The 22,086-nt window shown below is 73.3% G+C and carries 16 protein-coding genes and 1 pseudogene; 10 read left to right on the top strand and 7 right to left on the bottom strand.

What is annotated here, in order from left to right; translation table 11 throughout:
* Positions 1-284 precede the first annotated feature (284 nt).
* The 3 genes from NQZ70_RS38830 to NQZ70_RS38840 form a co-directional block, all read right to left on the bottom strand.
* On the bottom strand, positions 285-1,016 hold the full coding sequence (locus NQZ70_RS38830; protein ID WP_237244423.1) for a hypothetical protein: 732 nt from the start codon (positions 1,014-1,016) through the stop codon (positions 285-287).
* 472 nt (positions 1,017-1,488) lie between these two features.
* On the bottom strand, positions 1,489-2,001 hold the full coding sequence (locus tag NQZ70_RS38835; protein WP_020739526.1) for an OmpA family protein: 513 nt from the start codon (positions 1,999-2,001) through the stop codon (positions 1,489-1,491).
* A 367-nt stretch (positions 2,002-2,368) separates the two neighbouring features.
* Positions 2,369-2,677, bottom strand: a complete 309-nt coding sequence (locus tag NQZ70_RS38840) for a hypothetical protein (RefSeq protein ID WP_272826435.1) — start codon at positions 2,675-2,677, stop codon at positions 2,369-2,371.
* Here NQZ70_RS38840 and NQZ70_RS38845 point away from each other — a divergent pair.
* Positions 2,613-2,957, top strand: a pseudogene (locus NQZ70_RS38845) (Hsp70 family protein); the annotation flags it as partial. The gene NQZ70_RS38840 and the pseudogene NQZ70_RS38845 overlap by 65 nt on opposite strands.
* Positions 2,958-3,594: 637 nt before the next feature.
* A complete protein-coding gene (locus NQZ70_RS38850) occupies positions 3,595-5,217 on the top strand; it encodes a hypothetical protein (RefSeq protein WP_272826438.1) in 1,623 nt (540 codons plus the stop codon).
* 127 nt (positions 5,218-5,344) lie between these two features.
* Here NQZ70_RS38850 and NQZ70_RS38855 read toward each other — a convergent pair whose 3' ends face one another.
* From NQZ70_RS38855 to NQZ70_RS38865, 3 genes are all read right to left on the bottom strand, one after another.
* A complete protein-coding gene (locus tag NQZ70_RS38855; RefSeq protein ID WP_165374385.1) occupies positions 5,345-6,007 on the bottom strand; it encodes a DUF4276 family protein in 663 nt (220 codons plus the stop codon).
* A gap of 8 nt (positions 6,008-6,015) precedes the next feature.
* The gene (locus NQZ70_RS38860; protein WP_129578737.1) at positions 6,016-7,443 is read right to left on the bottom strand and encodes an AAA family ATPase; all 1,428 of its coding nucleotides are present in this window, start codon (positions 7,441-7,443) and stop codon (positions 6,016-6,018) included.
* A gap of 592 nt (positions 7,444-8,035) precedes the next feature.
* Entirely contained in the window at positions 8,036-8,947 is a 912-nt protein-coding gene (locus NQZ70_RS38865; RefSeq protein ID WP_237244426.1) for a hypothetical protein, read from the bottom strand.
* A gap of 432 nt (positions 8,948-9,379) precedes the next feature.
* On the opposite strand from NQZ70_RS38865, the gene NQZ70_RS38870 reads away from it, so the two are divergent.
* The 6 genes from NQZ70_RS38870 (at position 9,380) to NQZ70_RS38895 (ending at position 16,742) form a co-directional block, all read left to right on the top strand.
* The gene (locus NQZ70_RS38870; RefSeq protein ID WP_129578738.1) at positions 9,380-12,415 is read left to right on the top strand and encodes a beta-propeller domain-containing protein; all 3,036 of its coding nucleotides are present in this window, start codon (positions 9,380-9,382) and stop codon (positions 12,413-12,415) included.
* A gap of 304 nt (positions 12,416-12,719) precedes the next feature.
* Positions 12,720-13,238: a hypothetical protein gene (locus NQZ70_RS38875; RefSeq protein WP_129578739.1), complete on the top strand. Its 519-nt coding sequence runs from the start codon at positions 12,720-12,722 to the stop codon at positions 13,236-13,238.
* A gap of 120 nt (positions 13,239-13,358) precedes the next feature.
* Complete coding sequence (grxD, locus tag NQZ70_RS38880; protein WP_129578740.1) at positions 13,359-14,285, top strand: Grx4 family monothiol glutaredoxin; 927 nt, start codon at positions 13,359-13,361, stop codon at positions 14,283-14,285.
* Between the two features lie 130 nt (positions 14,286-14,415).
* Positions 14,416-15,780 carry a sigma 54-interacting transcriptional regulator gene (locus NQZ70_RS38885; RefSeq protein ID WP_129578741.1) on the top strand — a complete coding sequence of 455 codons (1,365 nt, stop codon included), beginning with the start codon at positions 14,416-14,418 and terminating at the stop codon, positions 15,778-15,780.
* Entirely contained in the window at positions 15,777-16,268 is a 492-nt protein-coding gene (gene rraA, locus NQZ70_RS38890) for a ribonuclease E activity regulator RraA (protein ID WP_129578742.1), read from the top strand. The genes NQZ70_RS38885 and rraA overlap by 4 nt, the downstream gene beginning before the upstream one ends.
* A gap of 225 nt (positions 16,269-16,493) precedes the next feature.
* Positions 16,494-16,742 (top strand): hypothetical protein, encoded by a 249-nt coding sequence (locus tag NQZ70_RS38895; RefSeq protein ID WP_129578743.1) that lies wholly within the window; start codon positions 16,494-16,496, stop codon positions 16,740-16,742.
* Between the two features lie 138 nt (positions 16,743-16,880).
* Here the strand turns inward: NQZ70_RS38895 and NQZ70_RS38900 are convergent, their stop codons facing one another.
* A complete protein-coding gene (locus tag NQZ70_RS38900; RefSeq protein ID WP_129578744.1) occupies positions 16,881-18,737 on the bottom strand; it encodes a hypothetical protein in 1,857 nt (618 codons plus the stop codon).
* Positions 18,738-18,840: 103 nt separating this feature from the next.
* Here NQZ70_RS38900 and NQZ70_RS38905 point away from each other — a divergent pair, with 103 nt between their 5' ends.
* Positions 18,841-19,923, top strand: a complete 1,083-nt coding sequence (locus tag NQZ70_RS38905) for a hypothetical protein (RefSeq protein WP_207217598.1) — start codon at positions 18,841-18,843, stop codon at positions 19,921-19,923.
* 138 nt (positions 19,924-20,061) lie between these two features.
* The gene (locus NQZ70_RS38910; protein ID WP_129578745.1) at positions 20,062-22,065 is read left to right on the top strand and encodes a hypothetical protein; all 2,004 of its coding nucleotides are present in this window, start codon (positions 20,062-20,064) and stop codon (positions 22,063-22,065) included.
* The last annotated feature ends 21 nt before the right edge of the window (positions 22,066-22,086 follow it).

Genomic DNA, 22,086 nt, shown 5'->3' on the forward strand with positions numbered 1-22,086 from the left:
CAGAGCTGCCCCCGGGTTGGTTAAGCCGATGATTGTTGGGCTTGGGGCCTCCGAGCAAGCTCAGAGGGCCGCCACTCTAGACCCCAGCGGCTCCGGTTGTCAACGGGGCCTGCGGGAGCGTCCGGGGGCGGTTTTCCGGCGGGAACGCGGCGCTCCGGCGCACTCCAGCGCACCGCGCGTGTGCGGCAGACAACCCTGAATTACAGCGTGGAGAGAATTTTACATAGCGCTTCTCGAGGGGATCTGGAGGCGGGCGCCTGGCGCCTGCTGGCCCGGACAATCAGTCATCGTCCGGCCGGGCCCCCGTCGGGGAGCACCAGCCTGCCAATGGCCACCTGGCGCACCGCCGCCGGATAGTAGGCCGTGACGGCGGCCGTGCTCCAGGTGTGCCCGACGACGGTGCCAGCCACGTTCGTGTAGAGGCGCATCACGCCGTAGCCTGCGCCGGAGGCCCAGCGGCCGCCCGAGGAGTACCTGGAGTCGGACGAGCCGTGTTGGAAGTTCGTCGAGTCGACCACGCTCACCTCGTACTGGAACGTGCCCGCGACGAGCGGGCTCGCCGGGAGCCTCACCCTCGGCGCCCGGCGGAGGATCGCGACGTGCCCCGTCGCCGATTCGCTCTCGGGATAACGGATGGCCAGGACGTCGCCGGCGCGCGCGTCCCGGAGGTCGCGGATCCTGTCGAAGCCGTTCTCTTCGACGATGGCGTCGTAATAGGTGGCCGCGCTCGGGCTCCGGCTGCCCAGCCAGCCGTCGAACGACGACTCGGTCCAGCCGTAGCTCCGTTTCAGCAGCTGCGTCAGGAAGGTGGCGCACTGGGTCCGGTTCGCGTAGCGCCGCGCGCCGGCGACGCCTGCCCAGGTGATGAAGCTAGGAGTCGAGTTGTACTCGTTGTCCTCAGGATCGATGTTGTCGACGAGGCGCTCCGCCCAATCGAGATGGTCGACGCGGTGCGCAGCCGCAGCGCGCGGCGAGAGCCACGCGAGACACGAAAGGACGAGACAAGCGATCCCCACAGGACGACGACGAACGCTCGCCATGACCCACCACGCAATGCAATGATTTGTTCGGACCGGCGCGTCGCACTCAGCGCGCGTATTCCCGTGATGTATTAACCACGATCGCGACACATCGTTCAATAAAAACTTGCAGCACGAGTGATTTTGGGGGTCGCTTGTCCCACAGGCGCACAGAGAGACAGGCGCCCTCGCGCGCCGTGCGCCTCACGGGGCGACAGGACATCGCATCGCGCCGCTCGGCCGAGGAGCCAAGGCGGCCGACGCAACCGACGCAACCAACATGGCCGGCGCGACCAGGCTACCCGCGCGCCGAACGTGGCAGACGTGGCGAACGTGGCGAGCCTCGCAATCCCGGCGCGAGGCGGCGGAAAGCAGTCGATTTCGAGGGAGGACCCGGGTTAACCTGGCCTGTTGTCGAGGCGCACGGGGGCCTCGGCCAGGAGGCATGAGCGACGGTGTGGACCGGAGGTCACTTCGTCTTGATACGGAACTCCACGCGCCGGTTCATGGCGCGGCAACCCTCGTCGTTCGTGAAGCAGACCGGCGCGGCGGCGCCGTACCCCGGCGCCGTCATCGGCGTCGCGACGCCGCGCTGGACCAGGTAGCGGACCACGGCGTTCGCGCGGCGCTCGGACAGCTTGATGTTGTGCTCCACCGTCCCCTGGTTGTCCGTATGCCCCTCGACCGTCAGCGCGGTGATCTCCGGGTGCGTCCTCAGGATGTTCGCCACCGCGTCGAGGACCGAGAACGACTCGGGCCGGATCTCGTCCTTGTCGAGGTCGTAGAAGATGGGCCGGGCGATCTTGATGCGATCCCCCTCGATGACCGCCTCGGCAGGCGCCGCCGGCTGGACCGGCGCCGGCGGAGGCGGAGGTGGGGGCGGCGTCGCGCTCGCCGCCAGCGACATCTCGGCGTTCGCCGACCCGCACCCCGCCGCAAGGACACCCATGACCACCAGCCAGATCGCTCGGTTCGCTCGCATTTCGCGCCTCTAGCACGGGGCATCGCCCGGAAGAAGCGCCGGCGACGGCCGGAACAAGCGCCGGCGTCGCCCGGAACAAGCGCCGGCGCCGCCCGCCGGCGGGGCGGCCCCGCCCGGGGCGCGCCTGCGGGGACGCGCGCCGGAGCTGCGGAAGGCGCCGCGGCGATCCAGTATCGTTGCTGCGCGCACGCATGTCCGCCCCCGCGAAGACCCCGAGCCTGATCGTCGGAATCGACCTCGGCACCACCCACACCGTCGTGGCCTGGGCCGAGCGCGACGCCGGGCCCGGCGCGATCCGCGTCTTCCCCATCCCGCAGCTCGTGACCGCGACCGAGGTCGAGGCGCGCCCGCTGCTGCCCTCCCTGCTCTACGCGCCCCTCCCCGGCGAGGCGCCGGCCGACCCGTTCGGCGACGCGCCCTTCGCCATCGGCGAGCACGCCCGCCGGCGCGGCGGCGAGGTCCCCGGCCGGCTCATCGCCTCGGCGAAGAGCTGGCTCTGCCACCCCGCCGTCGACCGGACGGCGCCCGTCCTGCCATGGGGCGCGGCCGAGGACGCGGCCTCCCTTCCGCGCGCCTCGCCGCTCGACGCGAGCGCCCGCATCCTCGCCCACGTGCGCCGCACCTGGGACGACGCCTTCCCGGATCGCCCGCTCGCGGCGCAGGAGGTCGTGCTCACGGTGCCGGCCTCGTTCGATCAGGTCGCGCGCGAGCTCACCGTCGAGGCGGCCCGCCGCGCCGGCCTCTCGGCGCGGCTCCTCGAGGAGCCGCAGGCCGCGTTCTACGACTTCATGCGGCTCGCCGGCGCGGAGGGCCTCGACGCGCTGCTCGCCCGCTCGGGCGGCGACGCGACGGTCCTCGTCTGCGACGTCGGCGGCGGCACCACCGATCTGTCGCTCATCCGGGTCGCCCGCGGCGCCGGCGCCGCGGAGGGTCGCCCGGTCGAGGTCTCGCGCGTCGCCGTCGGCCACCACCTCCTGCTCGGCGGCGACAACATGGACCTCGCGCTCGCCCACCTCTGCGAGCCGCGCCTCGTCGGCGGCACGGGCGAGAAGCTCGACCCGGCGCGGTTCGGGCAGCTCGTGCTCGCCTGCCGCGCCGCCAAGGAGCGCCTGCTCGGCGGCGACGCCGCGGCCGGCGGAGGCGCTCCGGCCGGCGGAGGCGCATCGGCCGGTGGCGACGTTCCGGCCGGCGGCACCGCGCCCGCCCCGCCGGACGAGGCGCCGGTCACCGTGCTCTCGCACGGCGCGCGGCTCGTGGGCGGGGCGCTGACGACGCGCCTCCGCCGCGAGGAGGTCGAGGCGATCGTGCTCGACGGCTTCTTCCCGGAGGCGCCGCGCGACGCCCGGCCGCAGCGCGGCCGGAGCGGGCTCGTCGCGTTCGGCCTGCCCTACGAGCGCGACGTGGCGATCACCCGGCACGTGGCCTGGTTCTTCGCGCGCCACGCCCCCGAGGCGCGAGGGCCGACCGCGCTGCTCCTGAACGGCGGCGTCTTCCGCGCGCGCCGCGTCGCGGAGCGCCTCGCGCAGGTCATCGAGCGCTGGGGGGGGCCGTGGGGGGGCCGTGGGGGGGCCGTGGGGGGGCCGTGGGGGGGCCGTGGGGGGGCCGCGGCTCGACGTGCTCCCGCACGCCGACCCCGATCTCGCGGTGGCGCGGGGCGCGGTCGCCTACGGCCTCGCGCTCGCCGGCCGCGGCGTGCGCATCGAGGGCGGCGCGGCGCGCGGCTACTACGTCGGCCTGGAGCCGCCCGCCGGCGGGGGGCCGCGGCCCGCGGTGTGCGTGGTGCCGCGCGGCGCGAAGGAGGGCAGCGTGCACGCGGCGGCCGGGCGGACGTTCGCGCTCGTCGTGGGCCGCCCGGTCCGGTTCGACCTGTTCGCGTCGGACGACGCGCGCGCCGATCGCGCCGGCGACCTCGTCCCGATCGAGGACGACCGGTTCGAGGCCCTGCCGCCGGTCGCCGTGGCGTTCGACGCCGGGGACGCGGCGCGCGCCGCAGCTGGCAAGCAGGCGGAGGTGCGCGTCCAGATCGAGGGGGAGCTCACCGCGATCGGCACCCTGGACCTCGCCTGCGTCGAGGTGGGGGTCCCGGCGCCGCGCCGCTTCCGGCTGGCGTTCCAGCTGCGCGAGGACGGCCGCGGCGCGCGCGCCGCGGCGGCGGAGGGGGGCGCGCCGGGCGGCCCGCCGGAGGGGGCGCAGGGCGGCCTGCCGGAGCGGGCGCAGGGCGGCCTGCCGGAGCGGGCGCAGGCGAGGGCTCCCGCGGGGGCGGCGCCGGGCGGGAGGCGCCTCGACGAGGCGCGGGAGGCGATCGAGCGGGTGTTCGGCAAGGGGCGGCCCGACGTCGCGCCGCGGGAGGTGAAGAACCTCGTGCGCGAGCTCGAGCGCGTGCTCGGGGAGCGCGCCACCTGGACGACGGAGACGGCGCGGGCGCTGTTCGACACGCTCGCCCCGAGCGCGCGCTCGCGGCGGCGCTCGGCCGATCACGAGCGCCTGTTCTGGTCGCTCGCCGGCTACTGCCTGCGCCCCGGCTTCGGCGACGCGGGCGATCCGGCGCGCGTGGCCGCGATCGCGCCGCTCTTCGCCGAGCGGCTCGCGTTCCCGCAGGAGGCGCGCTCGTGGCAGCAGTTCTGGATCGCGTGGCGCCGCATCGCGGGCGGCCTCGACGAGCCGGTGCAGGTCGCGATCCGGGATCTCGCGGATCCGTTCCTGGCCCCGGCCGAGCAGCGGCTGAAGAAGCCGAAGGGGGTGAAGCCGGAGGCGCTCGACGATCTGCTCGAGCTCTGCGCGTCGCTCGAGCGCGTGCCGGCCGGCCGGCGGAGCGAGCTCGGCGCCTGGATCCTGGAGCGCACGTGGACCGATCGCGACGCGCGGCTCTGGGCGGCGATCGGCCGCATCGGGGCGCGGGTGCCGGCCTACGCGAGCGTGCACCACGTGGTGTCGCCGGCGGCGGCCGAGCGGTGGCTCGATCACCTGCTGCGCGAGAAGTGGCAGGAGCTGCCGTCGGCCGCGCCGGCCGCGGTGCAGCTCGCGCGCCGGACCGGCGACCGGGCGCGCGACGTGTCGGACCGGATCCGCGGCGAGGTGGAGCGGCGGCTCGTGAAGGCGGGCGCGCCCGAGGCGTGGGTGAGGGCCGTGCGCGAGGTGGTGGCCATCGAGGAGGCCGAGCGCGCGGCGTTCTTCGGAGAGGGGCTGCCGGTGGGGCTGCGGCTCGTGGGGGAGTAGGGACGGCTCCGGTGCCCGGTCGCGGCGTCGCCGGATGGCGCTCCCTCTCCCACTTCGTTCGGGGACGCGTTGGGCCGTTCTTTGCGGGGGTCCGTCACGCCGAGGGCGCCGCAGCCGACGGATGACTTCAACGATACCCTTTCGTTTTTGGTGCTTCTCGTAGCAGATCGGCGACCACAGCCTCGATGTCGGTCACGAGTCTCTGCCACGCTGGAAGCTCATTGATGGGACCTTCAATATCGAGACGTTGAAGCAGCATGGCTCGGCGTTCCGAGAAGCTGCCTTTGAATCTCTGGACTCGCTTTCCCTTTTTACCCGAAGCCGCCGCGAGAGCGGCCTCGAGACGTTCCTTGGGCTTCGACGTCGATTCGATGCTCCGTCGAGGTGGTAGGTTGAGCTCTTCCTGGCCACGAGGGTTGCCGGCTACCATGCGGATCGCAGCCTCATCAAGAAGGAGCCAAGCCTCGATCTCTTGAACGGGGATCACGCAGACGTGTGGCGGGCATCCGTCGAGGCCAGCCAGGCGTTCATGAATACGCTGGCGTACCTCTTCAGGTTCACGCGCATCCGCGTCTTGGTGGGCAAACAGGAGGTTGACGTTCCCGGCGAGCTTCAGAGCTGTTCGTGCCTGTTCCTCAATGCGCTTCCCAGGTGGCTGGGGGAGGCGTCCAAGGTCCGGCGCGTCGCCAGCGGCCTCGTCGGCACCCGCACGCACGCAAAGCGCCTCCAGGTGAGGCACGAGACCACGGTCCGAGGTTCCCTCGCATACGAGCAGAAACTTGATGATCACATTCGCCTCTAGGCCGCGTAGTCCCCGAGCGTCAGCTGGGCACCGGGAGGCCTGGAGAGGTATGCCAGGATCTCCGACCGGCCGACGCTTACCTCGCCGGGTGAGATTCGCCAGGAATGACGCTTCGGATCGTTCACCGGCAATAGGCGCATGGTGCGCACCGGCGCCTTCGAAGGCCCCAGGACGGTCACAGGCTTTGCGAACAGGAGATCCTCAGGGTACTGAAATTGAACGAATGGGGGAGAATGAGTATTGACAATGATTTGGCGGAACGGATTAGTATCACCAGGCGGCCGATGCGGATCGACAGCCAAGCCGCGGACCAGCTCCACCATGGCGCCAATGCGTTCCGGGTGGATGCCGTTCTCCGGCTCCTCCATGCAGATGAGCCCCTCGACCGCTGGATCGTTGTTGATGATGCAAAGCGCTAGGAAGCGGAGTGTCCCGTCCGATAGGGAGCGCGCCGGAAGGAAGCCACCCTTCGGCTGCTGCAGCTCGAGCGTCAGGAGCTCGCGCCTATCGTCGCGGTCCACGCGAATCGCAGCAACGTCGACGAGCCTCGTGAGCTGCGCAGCGATATCACCATAAACGCGATGCGGATGTGGCTGTCCGTCTTCCTGCGGTGCCGTCGCCAATCGGTACAGCGCTGCCGCCAAATGAGCCCCGTTCGGCTCGATGTATGGTTTGGCGAGGAACGGATCGGGGCTGCGCATCGCTGACGGTTCCAGCATGAGGAGCCTCCAGCTCTGCATCTCTCGCCGGGCGGCGAGGATCGTAGGATCGGATGCGGTCGCCGTGGTGCAGACGATTGTCCGCGGCGCGGTATCAGCCGGCCAAGGCTTCGGATGGCCCCTGCTCCCGCCATCCTGATGCACCCGGATGGTCCGCTTGCCATCCTCCATATCCGTAGAAATAAACGCCTTGCCTTTGCGAGTTCCTACGATCACGTGGTCCCGAAACTCGCGCTTGCTGTGCTCCCAACGCAAGTGTTCATGGGCCTCACCACGCTTGAGATAGCCGAGATGCTCGCTGAGGAGCTTCAGCCGGCCTAGGCTCCCGACGCTATTCGACGGCTCCTCGTAGGATAACTCAAGCTCATAGCGCAGAAACGTGGTCGTCGTGTTGACCTCGCGTCCAAAATCGTCGCGCACGACTGCCGGCACGATCATCTCGGCGGCGAACCTCATCGTGTCAGCGCGCGTCGTGCCGTCGGTCCAAAATAGATGTCTCGGATCTTCGCCGCGCCCTTCGACGCTCCGAATCATCTGCGCGGCCCTCATGATCTCGTGATCCGCGAGCAGAGATAGAAACTGAATCGCATCGAAGACGTTCGACTTGCCGCTCCCATTCGGACCCGCAATGCATGTAAACGGCCCGAAGTCGACCTTGAGACCGAGAAGATTCTTGAAACCGTCGATTTCTAGGCGTGTCAGCATCAACTTCCTTCCCGCCGCGGAGAACCGAAGGTACCACGGCCGCAGCGCACAGGGACCCCCATCGCCGGCATTTTTCTCCCCCGACCTCCACACCCGCCCCGTCCCGGTCCGGCTGACCACACGTGGGCGCCTCGGTCAGGTGCAAGGTCCGCCGCTGGGTCGCCGATTTGCTGAAATTCCTTGGATTTGAGGGAGCCAGCTTGTGGCGCGCCAGCGAGGCCTGCCGGCGCGACGCGATGAAGCCTTGGTGGATGGCCGCCGCGGCGTGCTAGCGTCCCGTCTGCGGCAGGGTGGCGCTGTAGGGGCGCGCTATGAGGCGGTCAGCCGGCCGCACGCACAGGTAGCACGGCCCGCGTCGGCTTGATCTCTTCCACGACCGCCGCACCCCCCCGGCGCCGACCTCAGTTCCAGAAGGTGCCGACGCCGTCCACGCACCCGCAGGCCAGCCCCGGGCTGGAGCAGTCGCACGTCGAGACCCCGTCGCTCACGGCGGGGTTGTGCAGAGCTCCCCGCCGTAACCGCCGACGGCGCAGTCCGCGTCCGTGGCGCACGCGTCACCGCTGTTCGGGATGCAGCGCCCGCCGACCGGCGTTCAGTTGCCGGTCGCCGCCTCGATGCACGCCTCGAGCTCCGGCGTCGGTCGCCAGCCGCACTCGCCCGACGCGCCCCGCTCGCACACGCCGTGCTCCGCGAAACACGCGTACTCCTCGAGCCACGCGCAGTCCGTGGCCACGTCCTCGTCCGCGCAGATCTGACCGCTACACCCGGTCACCACGCACGGGGCAGGCTCGCCGCCCCCGAGGCACGCCTCGAGCTCCGGCGTCGCTCGCCAGCCGCACTCGCCCGACGCGCCCCGCTCGCACACACCGTGCTCCGCGTAACACGCGTATTCCTCGCGCCACTCGCACGTGGTGACCACCTCGTCGTCGGCATCGGCGCAGACCTGCCCGCTGCACCCGGTCACCACGCACGGGGCAGGCTCGCCGCCCCCGAGGCACGCCTCGAGCTCCGGCGTCGGTCGCCAGCCGCACTCGCCCGACGTGCCCCGCTCGCACACGCCGTGCTCCGCGTAACACGCGTACTCCTCGCGCCACTCGCACGTGGTGACCACTTCGTCGTCGGCATCGGCGCAGACCTGCCCGCTGCACCCGGTCACCACGCACGGGGCAGGCTCGCCGCCCCCGAGGCACGCCTCGAGCTCCGGCGTCGGTCGCCAGCCGCACTCCCCCGACGCGCCCCGCTCGCACACGCCGTGCTCCGCGTAACACGCGTACTCCTCGCGCCACTCGCACGTGGTGACCACTTCGTCATCGGCATCGGCGCAGATCTGTCCGCTGCAGCCCGCCGGCCTGCAGTCCCCAGGCTCGCCGCCCGCAGACCCGCCGCCCCCAGGCCCGCCGTCGCCCGGGCTCTGACAGCCCTTGCCCTTGGCGCCGGTGAGCAGGGGGACGAAGAGCACGAGCATTCCAACCACGAGCCGATGACGCTTTCTGAACAGATCCATCGTTAAGCCTCCTATCAAGGGTTCGACCGTGCCATCCGGCAGCCGCAGGCGCCAGGGTTCGCCGGTCGCTTCACGGGCCCGCGCCGGCGTGTCCTCGAAGCGTGAACGCGACCTCCCGCCGAGACGAGCCGCTTTCTCGCTGTTCGCTGTTGCACTCTGCAAGAGGCGAGCCGCCCTCCAGCTCATGAGAGCTCAGCCGGAAGGAGGCGCACCGGCGGCGACGAAGCGCACGCCTTGCGGGCGGGCGCCTGCCGCGGCCGCCAGCGGGGCTGCACACTCTGGCACAGACCGAGCACGCGCCGGCGAAAGCCGGGCATTTCCGCGGACTCCTGCCTGGCCTGCCGCTTGCTTGTGCGCCGGCACGGGACGCGGACAGCGCAGCACGCACCAGCGCGGCCATGACGCCCTGTGTCTTCGTGAACGAGGTGAACGATGACCTTCCTGTCTAGAACTTACGCCGGCTGGCTCGTCGTCGCGGCGACAGCGGCATCGGCCGGACTCGCCGGCTGCGTGGTGGGGGGCTCGACGGGGAATCCGCCCGATGACGCTCCGACCGACTTCATCTCTGGCAATCCGAACGGGAACGATGGCAGAGGGGAGGACGACGGCGGCAGCGCCAACGCCGCAGGCACGGGCGCCGGTGGCGGCGCCGCGGGGCCGGACGAAGGCGGGGGCGACGACGACCCGGAGCGCGCGATCACCGAGGCCGACATCATCCAGGTCAAGGACGGCAAGCTCTACGCGCTCTCGCAGTACGCGGGGCTCAGCGTCATCGATATCTCGCGGCGCGACCGGCTGAAGCTCCTCGGGCGCTACCAGGCGGGCGGGATGCCCTTCGAGATGTACCTGCGCGACGGCATCGTCTACGCGATGTTCTCGTCGTGGACGCAGTACCTCTACGACGACGACACCGGCGAGTACACCTATGCGGAGTCGAGCCGCATCGAGGCGCTCGACGTCTCCGACCCGGCGGACATCCGCCTGATCGGCTCGTTCAACCTGCCGGGCACCATCTCCGACTCGCGCATCGTCGGCGACGTGCTCTATGCCATCACCCTGGAGAACAACTATTGCTGGGGGTGCGGGAGGTCGCCGAACACCACCGTCACCTCCCTGGCCGTCGGCGATCCCGAGGCGATCGGGGTGGTCGACAAACTGAGCTTCAGCGACAACGACCCCTACGGCTACGGGTGGCGCCGCAGCGTGACCGTCACCCAGGACCGCATGTATGTCTCCGGCATCGAGTGGGACGGCACCGCCGAGGGGCACTCCACCATCCAGGTCATCGACATCTCCGACCCGAGCGGCGACCTCGTGGAGGGCACGACCGTCGAGGCCGCCGGCCAGATCCAGAGCCGCTGGCAGATGGACGAGCACGAGGGCGTCCTCCGCGTCGTCAGCCAGCCCGGCCTCTGGTGGAACAACGCGGCGCAGCCCGGCGTCCAGACCTTCGCCGTCGCGTCCTCGCAGGAGCTCACCCCCCTCGGCTACACCGAGCTCCGCCTGCCCAAGCCCGAGTCGCTGCGCTCGGTCCGCTTCGACGGCGACCGCGCCTACGCCATCACGGCGGAGCAGACCGACCCGCTGTTCACCATCGATCTCAGCGACCCGGAGCACCCCGCCCAGCTCGGCGAGCTCGAGATGCCCGGCTGGGTCTACCACATGGAACCGCGCGGCGACCGCGTGCTCGCCCTCGGGTTCGACAACGCCTCCACCGAGGGCTCGCTCCACGTCTCGCTCTTCGACGTCTCGGATCTCACCGCCCCCACGATGCTGGAGCGCGTCCACTTCGGCGGCTCGTGGGGGAGCTTCGCCGAGGACCAGGACCGGATCCACAAGGCCTTCACCATCCTGGACGACCTCGGCACGATCCTCGTGCCCTACAGCGGCTGGGAGCAGAACGGCGACATTGGCTGCGGCACGTACAAGAGCGGCATCCAGCTCATCGACTTCACGGCCGACACGCTGACGAAGCGCGGCTCCGCCCCCGCGCGCGGCCAGGCGCGGCGCGCCTTCGTCCACGACGAGCGGCTCTTCGCCGTCTCCGATCAGGAGGTCGGGACGTTCAACATCGACAACCGCGACGCCCCGGTCGGGGTCGCCGACCTCACCCTCACGACCGTCGTCAGCAACGCGGTCGTCACCGGCGATCTCGTGGTCCGCATGAGCGCGGACTGGTGGACCAGCAGCCCGCAGCTCGAGATCGCGCCGGCCGCGGATCCGGGCCGCACCGAGCCGATCGGGAAGCTCGACCTCGCGGCGCTGACCACCGGCTCGGAGGGGGACTGCTACGGATACGGCGTCGCCGACGCGCGCCTCTTCGCGCACGGGCAATACGCCTACCTGCTCTGGCCCTCGTACACGGGCGGGACGACCAAGGCGCACCTCGCCGTCATCGATCTCAGGGACCCCGAATCTCCCCGGATCGCGAGCCAGCGCGTCCTGCCGTTCAGCGGCAGCGCGCTCTACGCCTACGGGTACTACTACGGCGCCGTCGTCCCGACGGGCGACTCGGTGGTGCAGGTCGGGAGCACCCTCGTGCTCCGCAACACCAACTACGACCCCTACTATTACTACGACGGCGTCGGCGGCGAGACGCCGGCGTCCGACGAGCCGTCGCTCGAGGTCCTCGACCTCTCCGATCCGTCGAACCCGGTGCACCGCTCGGCGGCGCTGCCCGCCGGCGCCGGCCACACGGGCCTTCAGATCGACGGCACCACCGTGCTGACCTCGCGCTGGGTGCCGCTGCCCGACGACCCCTCCAAGGCGCGCTTCTACCTCGACCGCATCGACGTGTCCGACCCGTCCTCGCCGGTCGTGCGGACGCCGGTCAACGTGCCCGGGTCGCTGCTCGCCTTCGACGGCGCGCTCGGCCGCGCGCTCACGGTCGATTACGAGCCGTTCGAGCTCGAGGTGCCGAGCGCCGAGGCCTGCTACAGGGCGTTCGCGCAGAACGTCGACTTCGAGCCGACCAGCCCGAACGACTGGGAGGGCCCCGGCGTCTGCAAAGGGATGAGCCGCGTGATCAAGCTCCTCGACGTCGGCAGCAAGACCGCGCGCCTCCGCGACGAGCGCCCGATGGACGGCGACGCCGGCATCTGGCGGGTGTTCGTGGGCGACGACCGCGTGTTCATGCTCACCTACCTGAACTACGTGGTGGAGGACGGCGAGGTGCCGTACGGGATCCTCGCGGTCAGCGGGCTCGAGGAAGGCAGCATCGAGCTCGCGAGGAAGCCGTTCGCGGAGCTCGGCTACAGCTCGCCGCTCATCGCCGACGGGACGCGCCTCCTCGTCGCCAGCTACAGCCCGCCCTCGCTCGCCGTCATCGACGGCTCCGACGTCGGCGCGCTGACCTACGAGACCAAGGGCGAGCTCTCCGCGCCCGTCTCCCGGGTGACGCTCGACGGCGACCGCGCCCTCTGCTCGCTCGGGCACCACGGGCTCGAGGTCGTCGACCTCGGGGACTGACCCGCGCCGCCACGTCGTCGCTGCCGCCGCCCCGCGCGGGCGGCGCGGCGATGGCGCCGACCGCCTCCGCACGCTCCCCCACCCCACCCTCCCCCGTAGCTCTGCCCGAGCCTCTGCACGCAATCCCACACGGACACGGCGCTCGAGCTCAGCGGGATCCCCGGCAGGATCACCGCCGGCCAGGCGAGCGGGCGGCGGCACGCTCCGCGGCGAGGGGCGCCCCGCGCACGGGTGAGGGCCGCGCGGCCGGCTCCGTCCGCCGCGGGCGCTTGGCGCCGGGGCCCGGCTGCGGCACACAGGTGTCATGGGCAGAGCCGAGCTCGGGCAGCTGATCGATCGCGAAGGGCTCGACGCCTCGGACGGCGCGCGGGGCCGCCTCGCGATCGCCGTCCCGGCGGCGTGGGCGCGCGACCGCGCGGACATCGAGATCGCCGTGCCCGCCCGCGTCACCTGCGCCCGCTGCGACGGCGGCGGCTGCGACAGCTGCGCCCGGAGCGGCGCCCACCGCGCCCCGGCCGAGGCCGCCGCGAGGACGCTGCGGCTCCGGCTCCCGCCCGATCTCACCGCCGGCGCGACGCTCCGCCTGGTGCGCCCCTTCGGCGAGCACGCCCCGCTCGACCAGCTCCTCATCGAGATCCGCGAGGGCAGCCCGGCGTCGCCCGGCGTGCTCCGCGTCGGGCCGCCCCCGTCGGACGCGCTCGCGCGCGCCGCGGCGCCGGGCGGCGGCGGCCTGCGCGCGCTCGGCGCGCAGCTCGGCGCGCCGGCCGTCCTCGCGGCCCTCGCCGCGATCGCGGCGGTCGTGGGGCTCCTGCTCGGCCGCTGAGCGCGCGGTCGACGCCGCCGGCAAGGCCTCGCTGCCGTGCAGGGCCCATGCTAGCGAGAGGCCCGCGGACGCGCGCGGGGATCGACTGCGCCGCCACGGCCGCGGACGGAGAGCAAGCACATGAGCCTCAGCGAGCCCATGCGGGCCAGGATCACCACCATCATCCGCGAGAACGACGTCGTCCTGTTCATGAAGGGGACGCGGACCATGCCCCAGTGCGGCTTCTCCGCCCAGGTGGTGAGCATCCTCGACGAGCACCTGCCCACCTACCAGACGGTGGACGTCCTCTCGGACCCCGCGCTGCGCGACGGCATCAAGGAGTTCTCGAGCTGGCCCACGATCCCGCAGCTCTACATCCGCGGCGAGTTCATCGGCGGCTGCGACATCGTGAAGGAGCTGCACGCGACCGGGGAGCTCGTGAAGGCGCTCGGGCTCGCGCAGGGCGCGCCGCAGGCGCCGCCCGCCATCCGCGTGACCCAGGCCGCCCTCGCCGCGTTCGCGGCCGCGCGGGAGTCCGACGCCGACTTCGTTCACATCGAGATCGACCCCTCCTTCAACTACGGCCTTTACTTCGGCCCGCGGCAGGCCGGCGACGTCGAGGCCGAGGCCGGCGGGGTGGTATTCCTGCTCGACCGCGCGAGCGCGCGGCGCGCCGAGGGGCTGTCGATCGACTTCGTCGAGGGCCCCTCCGGCGGCGGCTTCAAGCTGGAGAGCCCGAACGATCCGCCGAAGGTCAAGCAGCTCTCGCCCGCCGCGCTCAAGGCGATGCTCGACGGCGGCGAGGCGCTCGAGCTCTTCGACGTCCGCACCGACCAGGAGCGCAACATCGCGAGGATCGAGGGCGCGCGCCGCCTCGACCAGGAAGGGCAGCAGCGCCTGGAGGCGCTCGCCAAGGACGCGCGGATCGTCTTCCACTGCCACCACGGCGGGCGCAGCCAGGCGGCCGCCGAGCACTACCTCGCGAAGGGCTTCAGGAACGTCTACAACCTCCAGGGCGGCATCGACGCGTGGTCGCGCGATGTCGACCCCTCGGTGCCGCGGTACTGACCGCCCCACCCGCGACGCGCTCGCGGCGAGGTTCCGGACAGGCATCCACCAAAGACAGATTTTCCCATCCACACTACGCTCTGATCCTCGGGTCCTTCAGGGCCGCCCTTGGATCAGGTATGCGTACCGTGTGGGAGCGGATCAGTCGACGATCAGGGCGTCCGACGCACAGGCGGCGTCCGCGGCGTCGGCGACGCCGGGCCTCGTGGTCATCTTCACCCGCGGGCAGCCTGCGTGCGCGCCGATCCCGCTCGGGGACGGCGCGGTCGTGCTCGGCCGTGCGCCGGCGGGCGACACGGTGGCCATCGACGACGATCAGGTGTCGCGCCGGCACGCCCGCGTCGCGCTCTCGGGCCAGGGCCTGCAGATCACCGATCTCGACAGCAGGAACGGCACCTTCGTCGACGGCAAGCAGGTCGAGGATCGGGTCTTCCCGACGCTCCCGCGGCTGATCCGGATCGGGGGCACGCTGCTGCGCTTCGCCCCGGATGTCGCGCCGTTCCAGCGGGGCGGCGTCCTGGAGCACGAGGACGGGGTGATCGGCCCCACGCTGAGGCAGGCCCGCGAGCTGATCGCGCGCGCGGGGACGCGCGGCGAGACGCTGCTGCTCACCGGGCCGAGCGGCTCGGGCAAGGAGCTCGCGGCGCGCGCCTTCCACGCGGCGACGGGGCGGGGCGGCCCCTTCGTCGCCGTGAACTGCGCCGCGATCCCGGAGGGCCTCGCGGAACGGCTGCTGTTCGGGGCGCGGCGCGGGGCGTACTCGGACGCGACCGCCGACGCGGAGGGCTACGTCCAGGCCGCGCACGGCGGCACGCTGTTCCTCGACGAGATCGCGGAGCTCGACGCGTCGGTTCAACCCAAGCTGCTCCGCGTCCTCGAGACGCGCGAGGTGACCGCGCTCGGCGACACGCGCCCGCGCAAGGTGGAGTTCCGGCTCTGCGCCGCCACCCTGCGGGATCTCCAGGCCGAGGTCGCGGCGCGCCGCTTCCGGGAGGACCTCTATTACCGGATCGGCCGGCCCGAGGTGCGGATCCCGGCGCTGGCGGAGCGGATCGAGGAGCTGCCCTGGCTGATCGCGGCGGAGCTCCGGCGCGGCGGCGCGCGGCTCGCGCCGAGCCTCGGGCTCGTGGAGTCGTGCGCGCTGCGCGCGTGGCCGGGCAACGTGCGGGAGCTGCTGCGCGAGGTGCGGCAGGCGGGCCTCGCGGCGCACGCGGCCGGGCGCGCCGTGGTGGAGGCGTCGGACCTCGCGCCCTCCGCGGGCCTCGACATCACGGAGGTCGCGAGGCGCACGCCGCCGGCGGTGGAGCTGCGTCGGATCGCCATCGAGATGGCGCTGCGGCGCGAGCAGGGGAACGTCACGCGCGCGGCCCGCTCGCTCGGGATGCACCGGAACCAGCTGCGCCGCTGGCTCGCCCGCCACGGGGTCGACGCGGCGGCGTTCGCCGGCGCGGGGGCGGGCAAGGACGACGGCGCTGCTGCAAAGGAGTCGACATGAGCTCGAACACCACGGTTCGCACCACGGATCTCTGCGACGACCACCCGGACGCCGTCGCCGTCGCCGATCCGATCTTCCGGGATTATGGCGGAGCTCGCCTGTTCCACGGGCCCATCGCCACGGTGAAGGTCCACGAGGACAACGTGCTCGTCCGCAAGGCGCTCGAAGAGCCGGGCCAGGGGCGGGTGCTCGTCGTGGACGGCGGCGGCTCGCTCCGCTGCGCGCTCCTCGGGGACAACCTCGCCGCGATCGGCCACCAGAACGGCTGGGCCGGGTTGGTCGTGTATGGCTGCGTCCGCGACGCGGAGGCGATCGGCCGCATCCAGATCGGCGTGAAGGCGCTCGCGACGCACCCGCGAAAGAGCAACAAGAAGGGCGCGGGGGAGCGCGACGTCCCCGTGACGTTCGCCGGGATCACCTATGTTCCCGGCGGATTCGTCTATGCCGATCACGACGGGATCGTCTTCGCCCACAAGGCGCTCGTCTGAGGAGCTCGCCCGCGCGTTCGCGCATCGGCGAGGCAAAATCGCACGTCGACGCGCAATTTCGCCACATACGAGGAGGGGGCCGCGCGGCGGTTGCTCGCGGGATGGATGGGCTCGGCTCCGGTCTGGACGCGCGCGCGTCGCGCGCCGCGTCGAAGCGCGCCGACTGGCGCGGCCGATGCATCGACGCTGGAGCTACCAACACCTCGTAGATACGGGAGGACAAGAATGAGCAACATCACGTCCGAGCTGAAGAGCGATTTGACCAAGAGCCTGGAGTCGCTCCAGACCCTGCGCGACGAGATCCGGGTCAGGCTGCACCTCGCCGGCATGGAGGCGAAGGACGCCTGGAGCAAGCTGGAGCCGACGCTCCTCGACGCCGAGAAGCTGGCCGAGGACGTCTCGGAGACCTCGCGGAACGCGCTGCGCGACATCGTGGAGAAGGTGAAGGAGTTCCGCTCGTCGCTGCCCTCCTGATCGCGGCGCCTTCGGGATGATGTGACGAGAGCGCCCCGCGAGGGCGCGACAGGCGGCGCCCACCAGGAGCTCGGCTGGAGCCCGGTGGGCGCCGCTGCTTCGTCCGCCCGCGCGCTGTCCGAGCGCCGGCCCCGCGGCTCACCCGCGCAGCGCGGCCGCCGCGACGCGCGCGACGTTGCCCCACCGCGGGTCGGCGGCGCAGGCCGCGAGCCGCTCGCCCACGACGTGGGCGCGGCGGTGATCGCAGGAGCTGGGCGGCCGCGCGAAGGTGGTGAGCGGCGCGCGCAGGATGGTCTTCTCGACCTGCGCGAGCATCGCGGTGTTGTGCACGAAGCCGAGCCCGCTCTGGATGTCGGCGAGCGTGGCGCTCGGGTGGCCGCCCCAGGGCAGGGCGACGAGCGCGTGCGCCGCGGCGGGCGCCTGGTTCACCGCGATCACGCCGTACCGGAGCTCGAGCAGGGCGCGGTCGAGCGCGGCGCCGACGGCGGGGTCCTCCTCGCTGATCGGGTGCGCGACGATCGACGCGCCCAGGGTGCCCTGGAGCCGGTCGTTGCAGAAGCGAGCCGCCGCCTCCAGGAACTCCACGGGATCGCTCGAGCCGACCTCGACGATGGAGAGGACGCCGCAGAGCGGCTCGATCGAGAAGAGCGGCTCGGCGGGATCCGACGCGGAGAGCCCGGCGATCAGCGTCCACGGGGGCGCGCCCGGCCCGGGCTCGCCGATGCGCACGACCCCGGACGGGAGCGGCACGTCGGCGGAGCCCTCGAGGCGCTCGCGCTCGAGGGGCGGGCGCCCGGCCGTGAGCGCGGCGTGCCGCGACTCGGCCTCCGGATGGACGGCGCGCCGCGGGGGCACGGCGGCGAGCGCGCGGTGGAGCATCCGGAAGAGCAGCGGCCGCTGCACGAAGCCCCTGGGCAGCACGAGGACGTGCGCCGCGGGGTCGCCGAGCGAGGCGCTGCTCACGACGCGGCTCGCGAGGAGCCTCACCTGGAACCAGAGCTCGTCCCTGCCGTAGAGCCACGGCATCACGAGGACGGGGCGAACGCCGCCGAGCACGGAGGTGATGGGCTTGTGGAGCAGCGGCTCCCCCGACGCCCGCCGGCCCGCCTGCTGCGGGCCCGGCGGGCCCCAGACGAGCGCGTCGTGCGCCGCCGCCGCGCCGCTCACGTGGACCTCCGCGACGGCGGGGTGGGCCGCGAGGTAGGCGGCCGCGTCGGCGCCGACGTGGACGAAGCGGAGGAGCCCGCGCGCGACGAGCGGCGCGAGGGCGCGCTCGAGCAGCGCGCCGAGGGGCGCGGCCTCGGGGCTCGCCGCGAGCGCGACGACGCGCCCGTCGACGAAGAGCTTGTGGAGCGCGTCGCGGAGGGGGACGCTCGCGGCGCCGCCCGCGCCGAGCACCAGCGCGACGCCGCCCTCGGGGTCGCGCTGCCGGTAGAACGGCGCCTGCGCTTCCAGGACGCCGGCGGGCGTCGCGCCGGGCTGCATCAGGGCGCGCGCGCGGAGGGGCCCGTGGAGCGCGGCGTCCTTCAGGCCGGCAGGGAACACGTCCACCTCGACGCGGCCGTCCGGCCGGGCGCGCACCGCCCCGCGGCGGAGCCGCGGGCGCCCGCGCGCGGCGATGTCCTCGAGCGCCTCGGCGAGGAGGCGCACCTGCGCGAGCGCCGCGCACGGCCCCGCGAGCCACGCCTCGCCGGCCGCCGCCGAGCCGGGGTCGAGCCCCGCGGCGGCGCACGACGCCTCGACCTGCGGGCGCGCGGCGGCGAGCAGGCCGGGGAGCAGCGCGCGGAGCAGCGAGGCCTTCTCGCGGGGCGGCATGCGCGCGAAGCCGAGGGCCGCGTCGCCCAGCTCGGACAGCGCGCGATCGAGCTCTGCCGGGGGTGTCTCGGCGCCGCGCGCCGCGCCTGGATCGGCCGCCGTCGCGGCCGCGGATCCGCCGGAGGGGAGGTTTCCGGGCGCGGGGGCGGCGGCGGTGACGAGATCGGGGACCGGCGGCATGGGGGCGGAGACTACAGGCAGGCGATCGCGCGCGCGAGCGCAGCGACGGTCCGCGGCGCGCGTGTAGCCGGCCTGCTCGGGATTCGGTAGAGTCCACGGCCATATGGATTGCGCTTTCACCACGGGTCGGGGCCCGGCGCGCGCGCCCTCCTCGGCGAGGGCTCCCCGCTCGGCCGCCTGCGGCGTCCTGCTCGGCCTCGGCGCGCTCCTCCTCGCCCCCGCGACGGCAGCGCAAGAGCCCGCTCCGCCGCTCCCGCCGGGACAGGGACAGCCCGGCGGAGCTGCCCAGCCGCAGGCCGGGTATCCTCAGCAGCAAGGCTATCCCCAGCAGCAGGGGTATCCTCAGCAACAAGGTTATCCGCAGCAGGGGTATCCCCAGCAGGGCTATCCCCAGCAAGGCTACCCGCAGCAGCAAGGGTATCCCCAGCAAGGCTACCCGCAGCAGCAAGGGTATCCCCAGCAAGGCTACCCGCAGCAGCAAGGGTATCCCCAGCAGGGGTATCCCCAGCAAGGCTACCCTCAGCAACAAGGGTATCCTCAGCAGGGCTATCCCCAGCAGGGATACCCGCAGCAGGGCTATCCTCAGCAAGGCTATCCTCAGCAGCCGCCCGGCTACGGTCAGGGATACGCCTTGCCGGCCGGACCGCCGCCGCCCCCGATGCCGCCCGAGGCGACCTGCTGCCGCTGGTCGGTCCGCTACAACGCGCTGGACCTCCTGTTCGGGCGGATGACCTTCGAGGGCGAGGTCGCCATCCTCGGACCGCTCACCGTCGGCCTCGCGCCGTCCTGGATCTGGGGCTCGCTCGACGACGCGACGCTGGACACGACCGGGTTCGCGCTCGGGGCCGACATCGGCGTCTACGTGGAGGGCAAGCCGCTGAAGGGGTTCTGGGTGAAAGGGCGCCTCGGCTACGAGTCGTTCGAGGCGGTCTACACCCCTTCTCCCAGGGTGACCCCCGGCAAGCGCGACGTGAGCAGCGCCATCCTCGGCCTCAGCATCGGGAGCACGAACATCTTCGGCCGCGACGGCGGGTTCGCCATGTCGGGCGGGTTCGGGCTCGGCGTCGCGCTCGCCCCTCCGGCGACCGTCGCCGCAGGCGCCGCGGGCAACTACCAGTACGTCTTCTACGAGAAGACGGGGAAGATCAAGCTCCTCGGCTCGCTCTCGCTCGGCGTCGCGTTCTGATCGCGCCCGCCGCCCCCTGATGGCAGGCCCCGCAGGGCGGCGCGGCCCCGCCGCGGCGGGAGGGGGCGCAGGCGGGCCGGCGGGCGCCGCCGCCCCCAGAACTTGGCCCCGCGCGCGGCGCCGTGGGACGTCTGCACCATGCCCTCCCGCATCGCCCGCCGCCCCGGGCCGGCGCTGCTGCTGCCGCTCCTTGCCGCGCTCGTGTCGATCGCGTTCGCGCTCCCGGCGCGGGCGTGGGTCGAGGTGCACGTCGCCGGAGACGACGTGCGGCTCGCGATCGACCGGGCCGGCGCCGCCACGGTCGAGCACAAGGTCACCTTGAAGATCTCGGGCGGGCCGCTCCGCGCGCTCGACATCCAGGGCGTCGACCCGGACGCCGAGCTCGATCCGGGCAGCTACGCCGCGCCCCTCAAGGCCGCGGAGGCGGGCTCCCTGGCGTCCGCGACGCCGGTCGCGCTCGAGCTCCTGCCGCCCGACCTCCGCCCGCGCGAGGACGGCTCGCGCCGCCCGGCGGCGCTGCGGGCCCGCTTCGACGGCAGGGGCCTGAGCCGCGGGGTGTTCGTGCTCTTCTTCCGCTACCGCACGGACCTCATGAAGCGGGGGCTCATCCGGCAGGACGGCCCGAGCGCCCGCGTCTCGTGGACCGGGCCCCTCTGGGACGACGGCTACGACTCGGCGCGGCTCACCGTCGCGATCCCGGCCGCGCCCGACGAGCCGCGCGTCGACGAGGCGCCCGCCGACGCGGCGGACGAGGGCGCGCTCGCGGCGCCGTCGACGCTGTCGACGCTCCGCCGCTCGGTCGACAAGGACGAGCTCGAGCTGCTCCGCCCGTACACCCCGAAGGCCGAGCCGATCCGGTGGGCGATCCGCGCCGACGCGCGCGCCTTCCAGCCCGAGCCCGCCGCGGCGCCGCCCAGCGCCGACGCCCTCGGGCGGCTCTCGGACGCCGCGGCCGCGAGCCCCGACCGGAGCCGCACCCTCTACCTCGCCGCCGGCGCGGCCCTCTTCGCGCTCTACAGCGCCCTCGTCGCGCTCAAGGCGCGCGAGCACGAGCGCCTCGCGCGCGCCGCGGGCGCCCTGCCGCGGCCCCTCGTCCCGATCCCGCTCGCGCCGCGGGCCGCCCTCGCCGGGCTCGCGCTCGTCGCGGGCGTCGCCCTGGAGCTGCTGCTGCGCGACGGCACGGCCGGCGCCGCGCTCGTGGCCGCGGCGACCGCCCTCGCCGCGCACCGCACCCCCCGGCCGGAGCGCGCCGCCGCGGCCCTGCGGCGCCCCGGCAAGTGGCTCCCCGTCGCGGAGGCCGAGGCCTTTCGCGAGCCGCCGCGGGCGCGCGGCGTCTACCTCGACGTCTCGACGCGCGCCGGCAAGGCGCTGCTCGCCGCGTTGCTCGCCGCGCTCGGCGCGGGGGTCTACGCCGTGGCCGGCGCCTCGCCGTACCACGCCCACCTGCTCGCGCTCGACGCGACGGCGCTGCTCGCGATCTTCTGCACCGGCCGCCTCGCCGAGCTCCCCGCCGACCCGGCGGCGCGGCCGGTCGCGTTCCTGCGCGACGTCGCGCGGCGGGTGCGGCGGTCGCACAAGGCGCCCCGCCCGGCGGCCAAGGCGCCCGCGGGCGCGGCGCAGGGCGCGGCGGCCAAGGGGTCCGCGCGCGCGGCGGCCAAGGCGGCCGGCGCCGCGGCCAAGGCGGCCGGCGCCGCGGCCAGGGCGTCGGAGCTCCGCGTGGTCGGCCGCCTCCGCATCCCGGACGGCAGCCCCGACGCCGACGAGCTGCGGCTCGGCCTCTCGCCGCGCGCTGCGCTCCCCGGCTTCGTGGCGATCGAGGTCGGCGTCGTCTACGCGCCCGGCGCCGGCGGCCCCATCGGGCTGCCCGAGGTCCTGCTGCGCGTCGCCCCGGGCTCGCCGTGCGAGCGCGCCGTCGAGGGGCTCGCGAAGAGCGGCCGGTCCTCGCGCGGGCGGCGCCCCGGCGAGCGCGTGCTCGCGTTCACGCCGCGGCTGCCGACCGCGCGGATGACCGCGGCCATCGCCGCCGCGCTCGTCCGCGCCGTCGCCGCCCCGCCCGCGGGCGCCGCGGCGACGAAGCCGCAGGGCGCCGGCGCGCCCCGGGGGCCGCGGCCCCGGGACAAAGCGGCCTCCGCTGCAGCCTAGCTCCACCCGCCATAGGCCCAA

This window comes from Sorangium sp. So ce836, from assembly GCF_028553905.1.
Lineage (GTDB): Bacteria > Myxococcota_A > Polyangia > Polyangiales > Polyangiaceae > Sorangium > Sorangium cellulosum_D.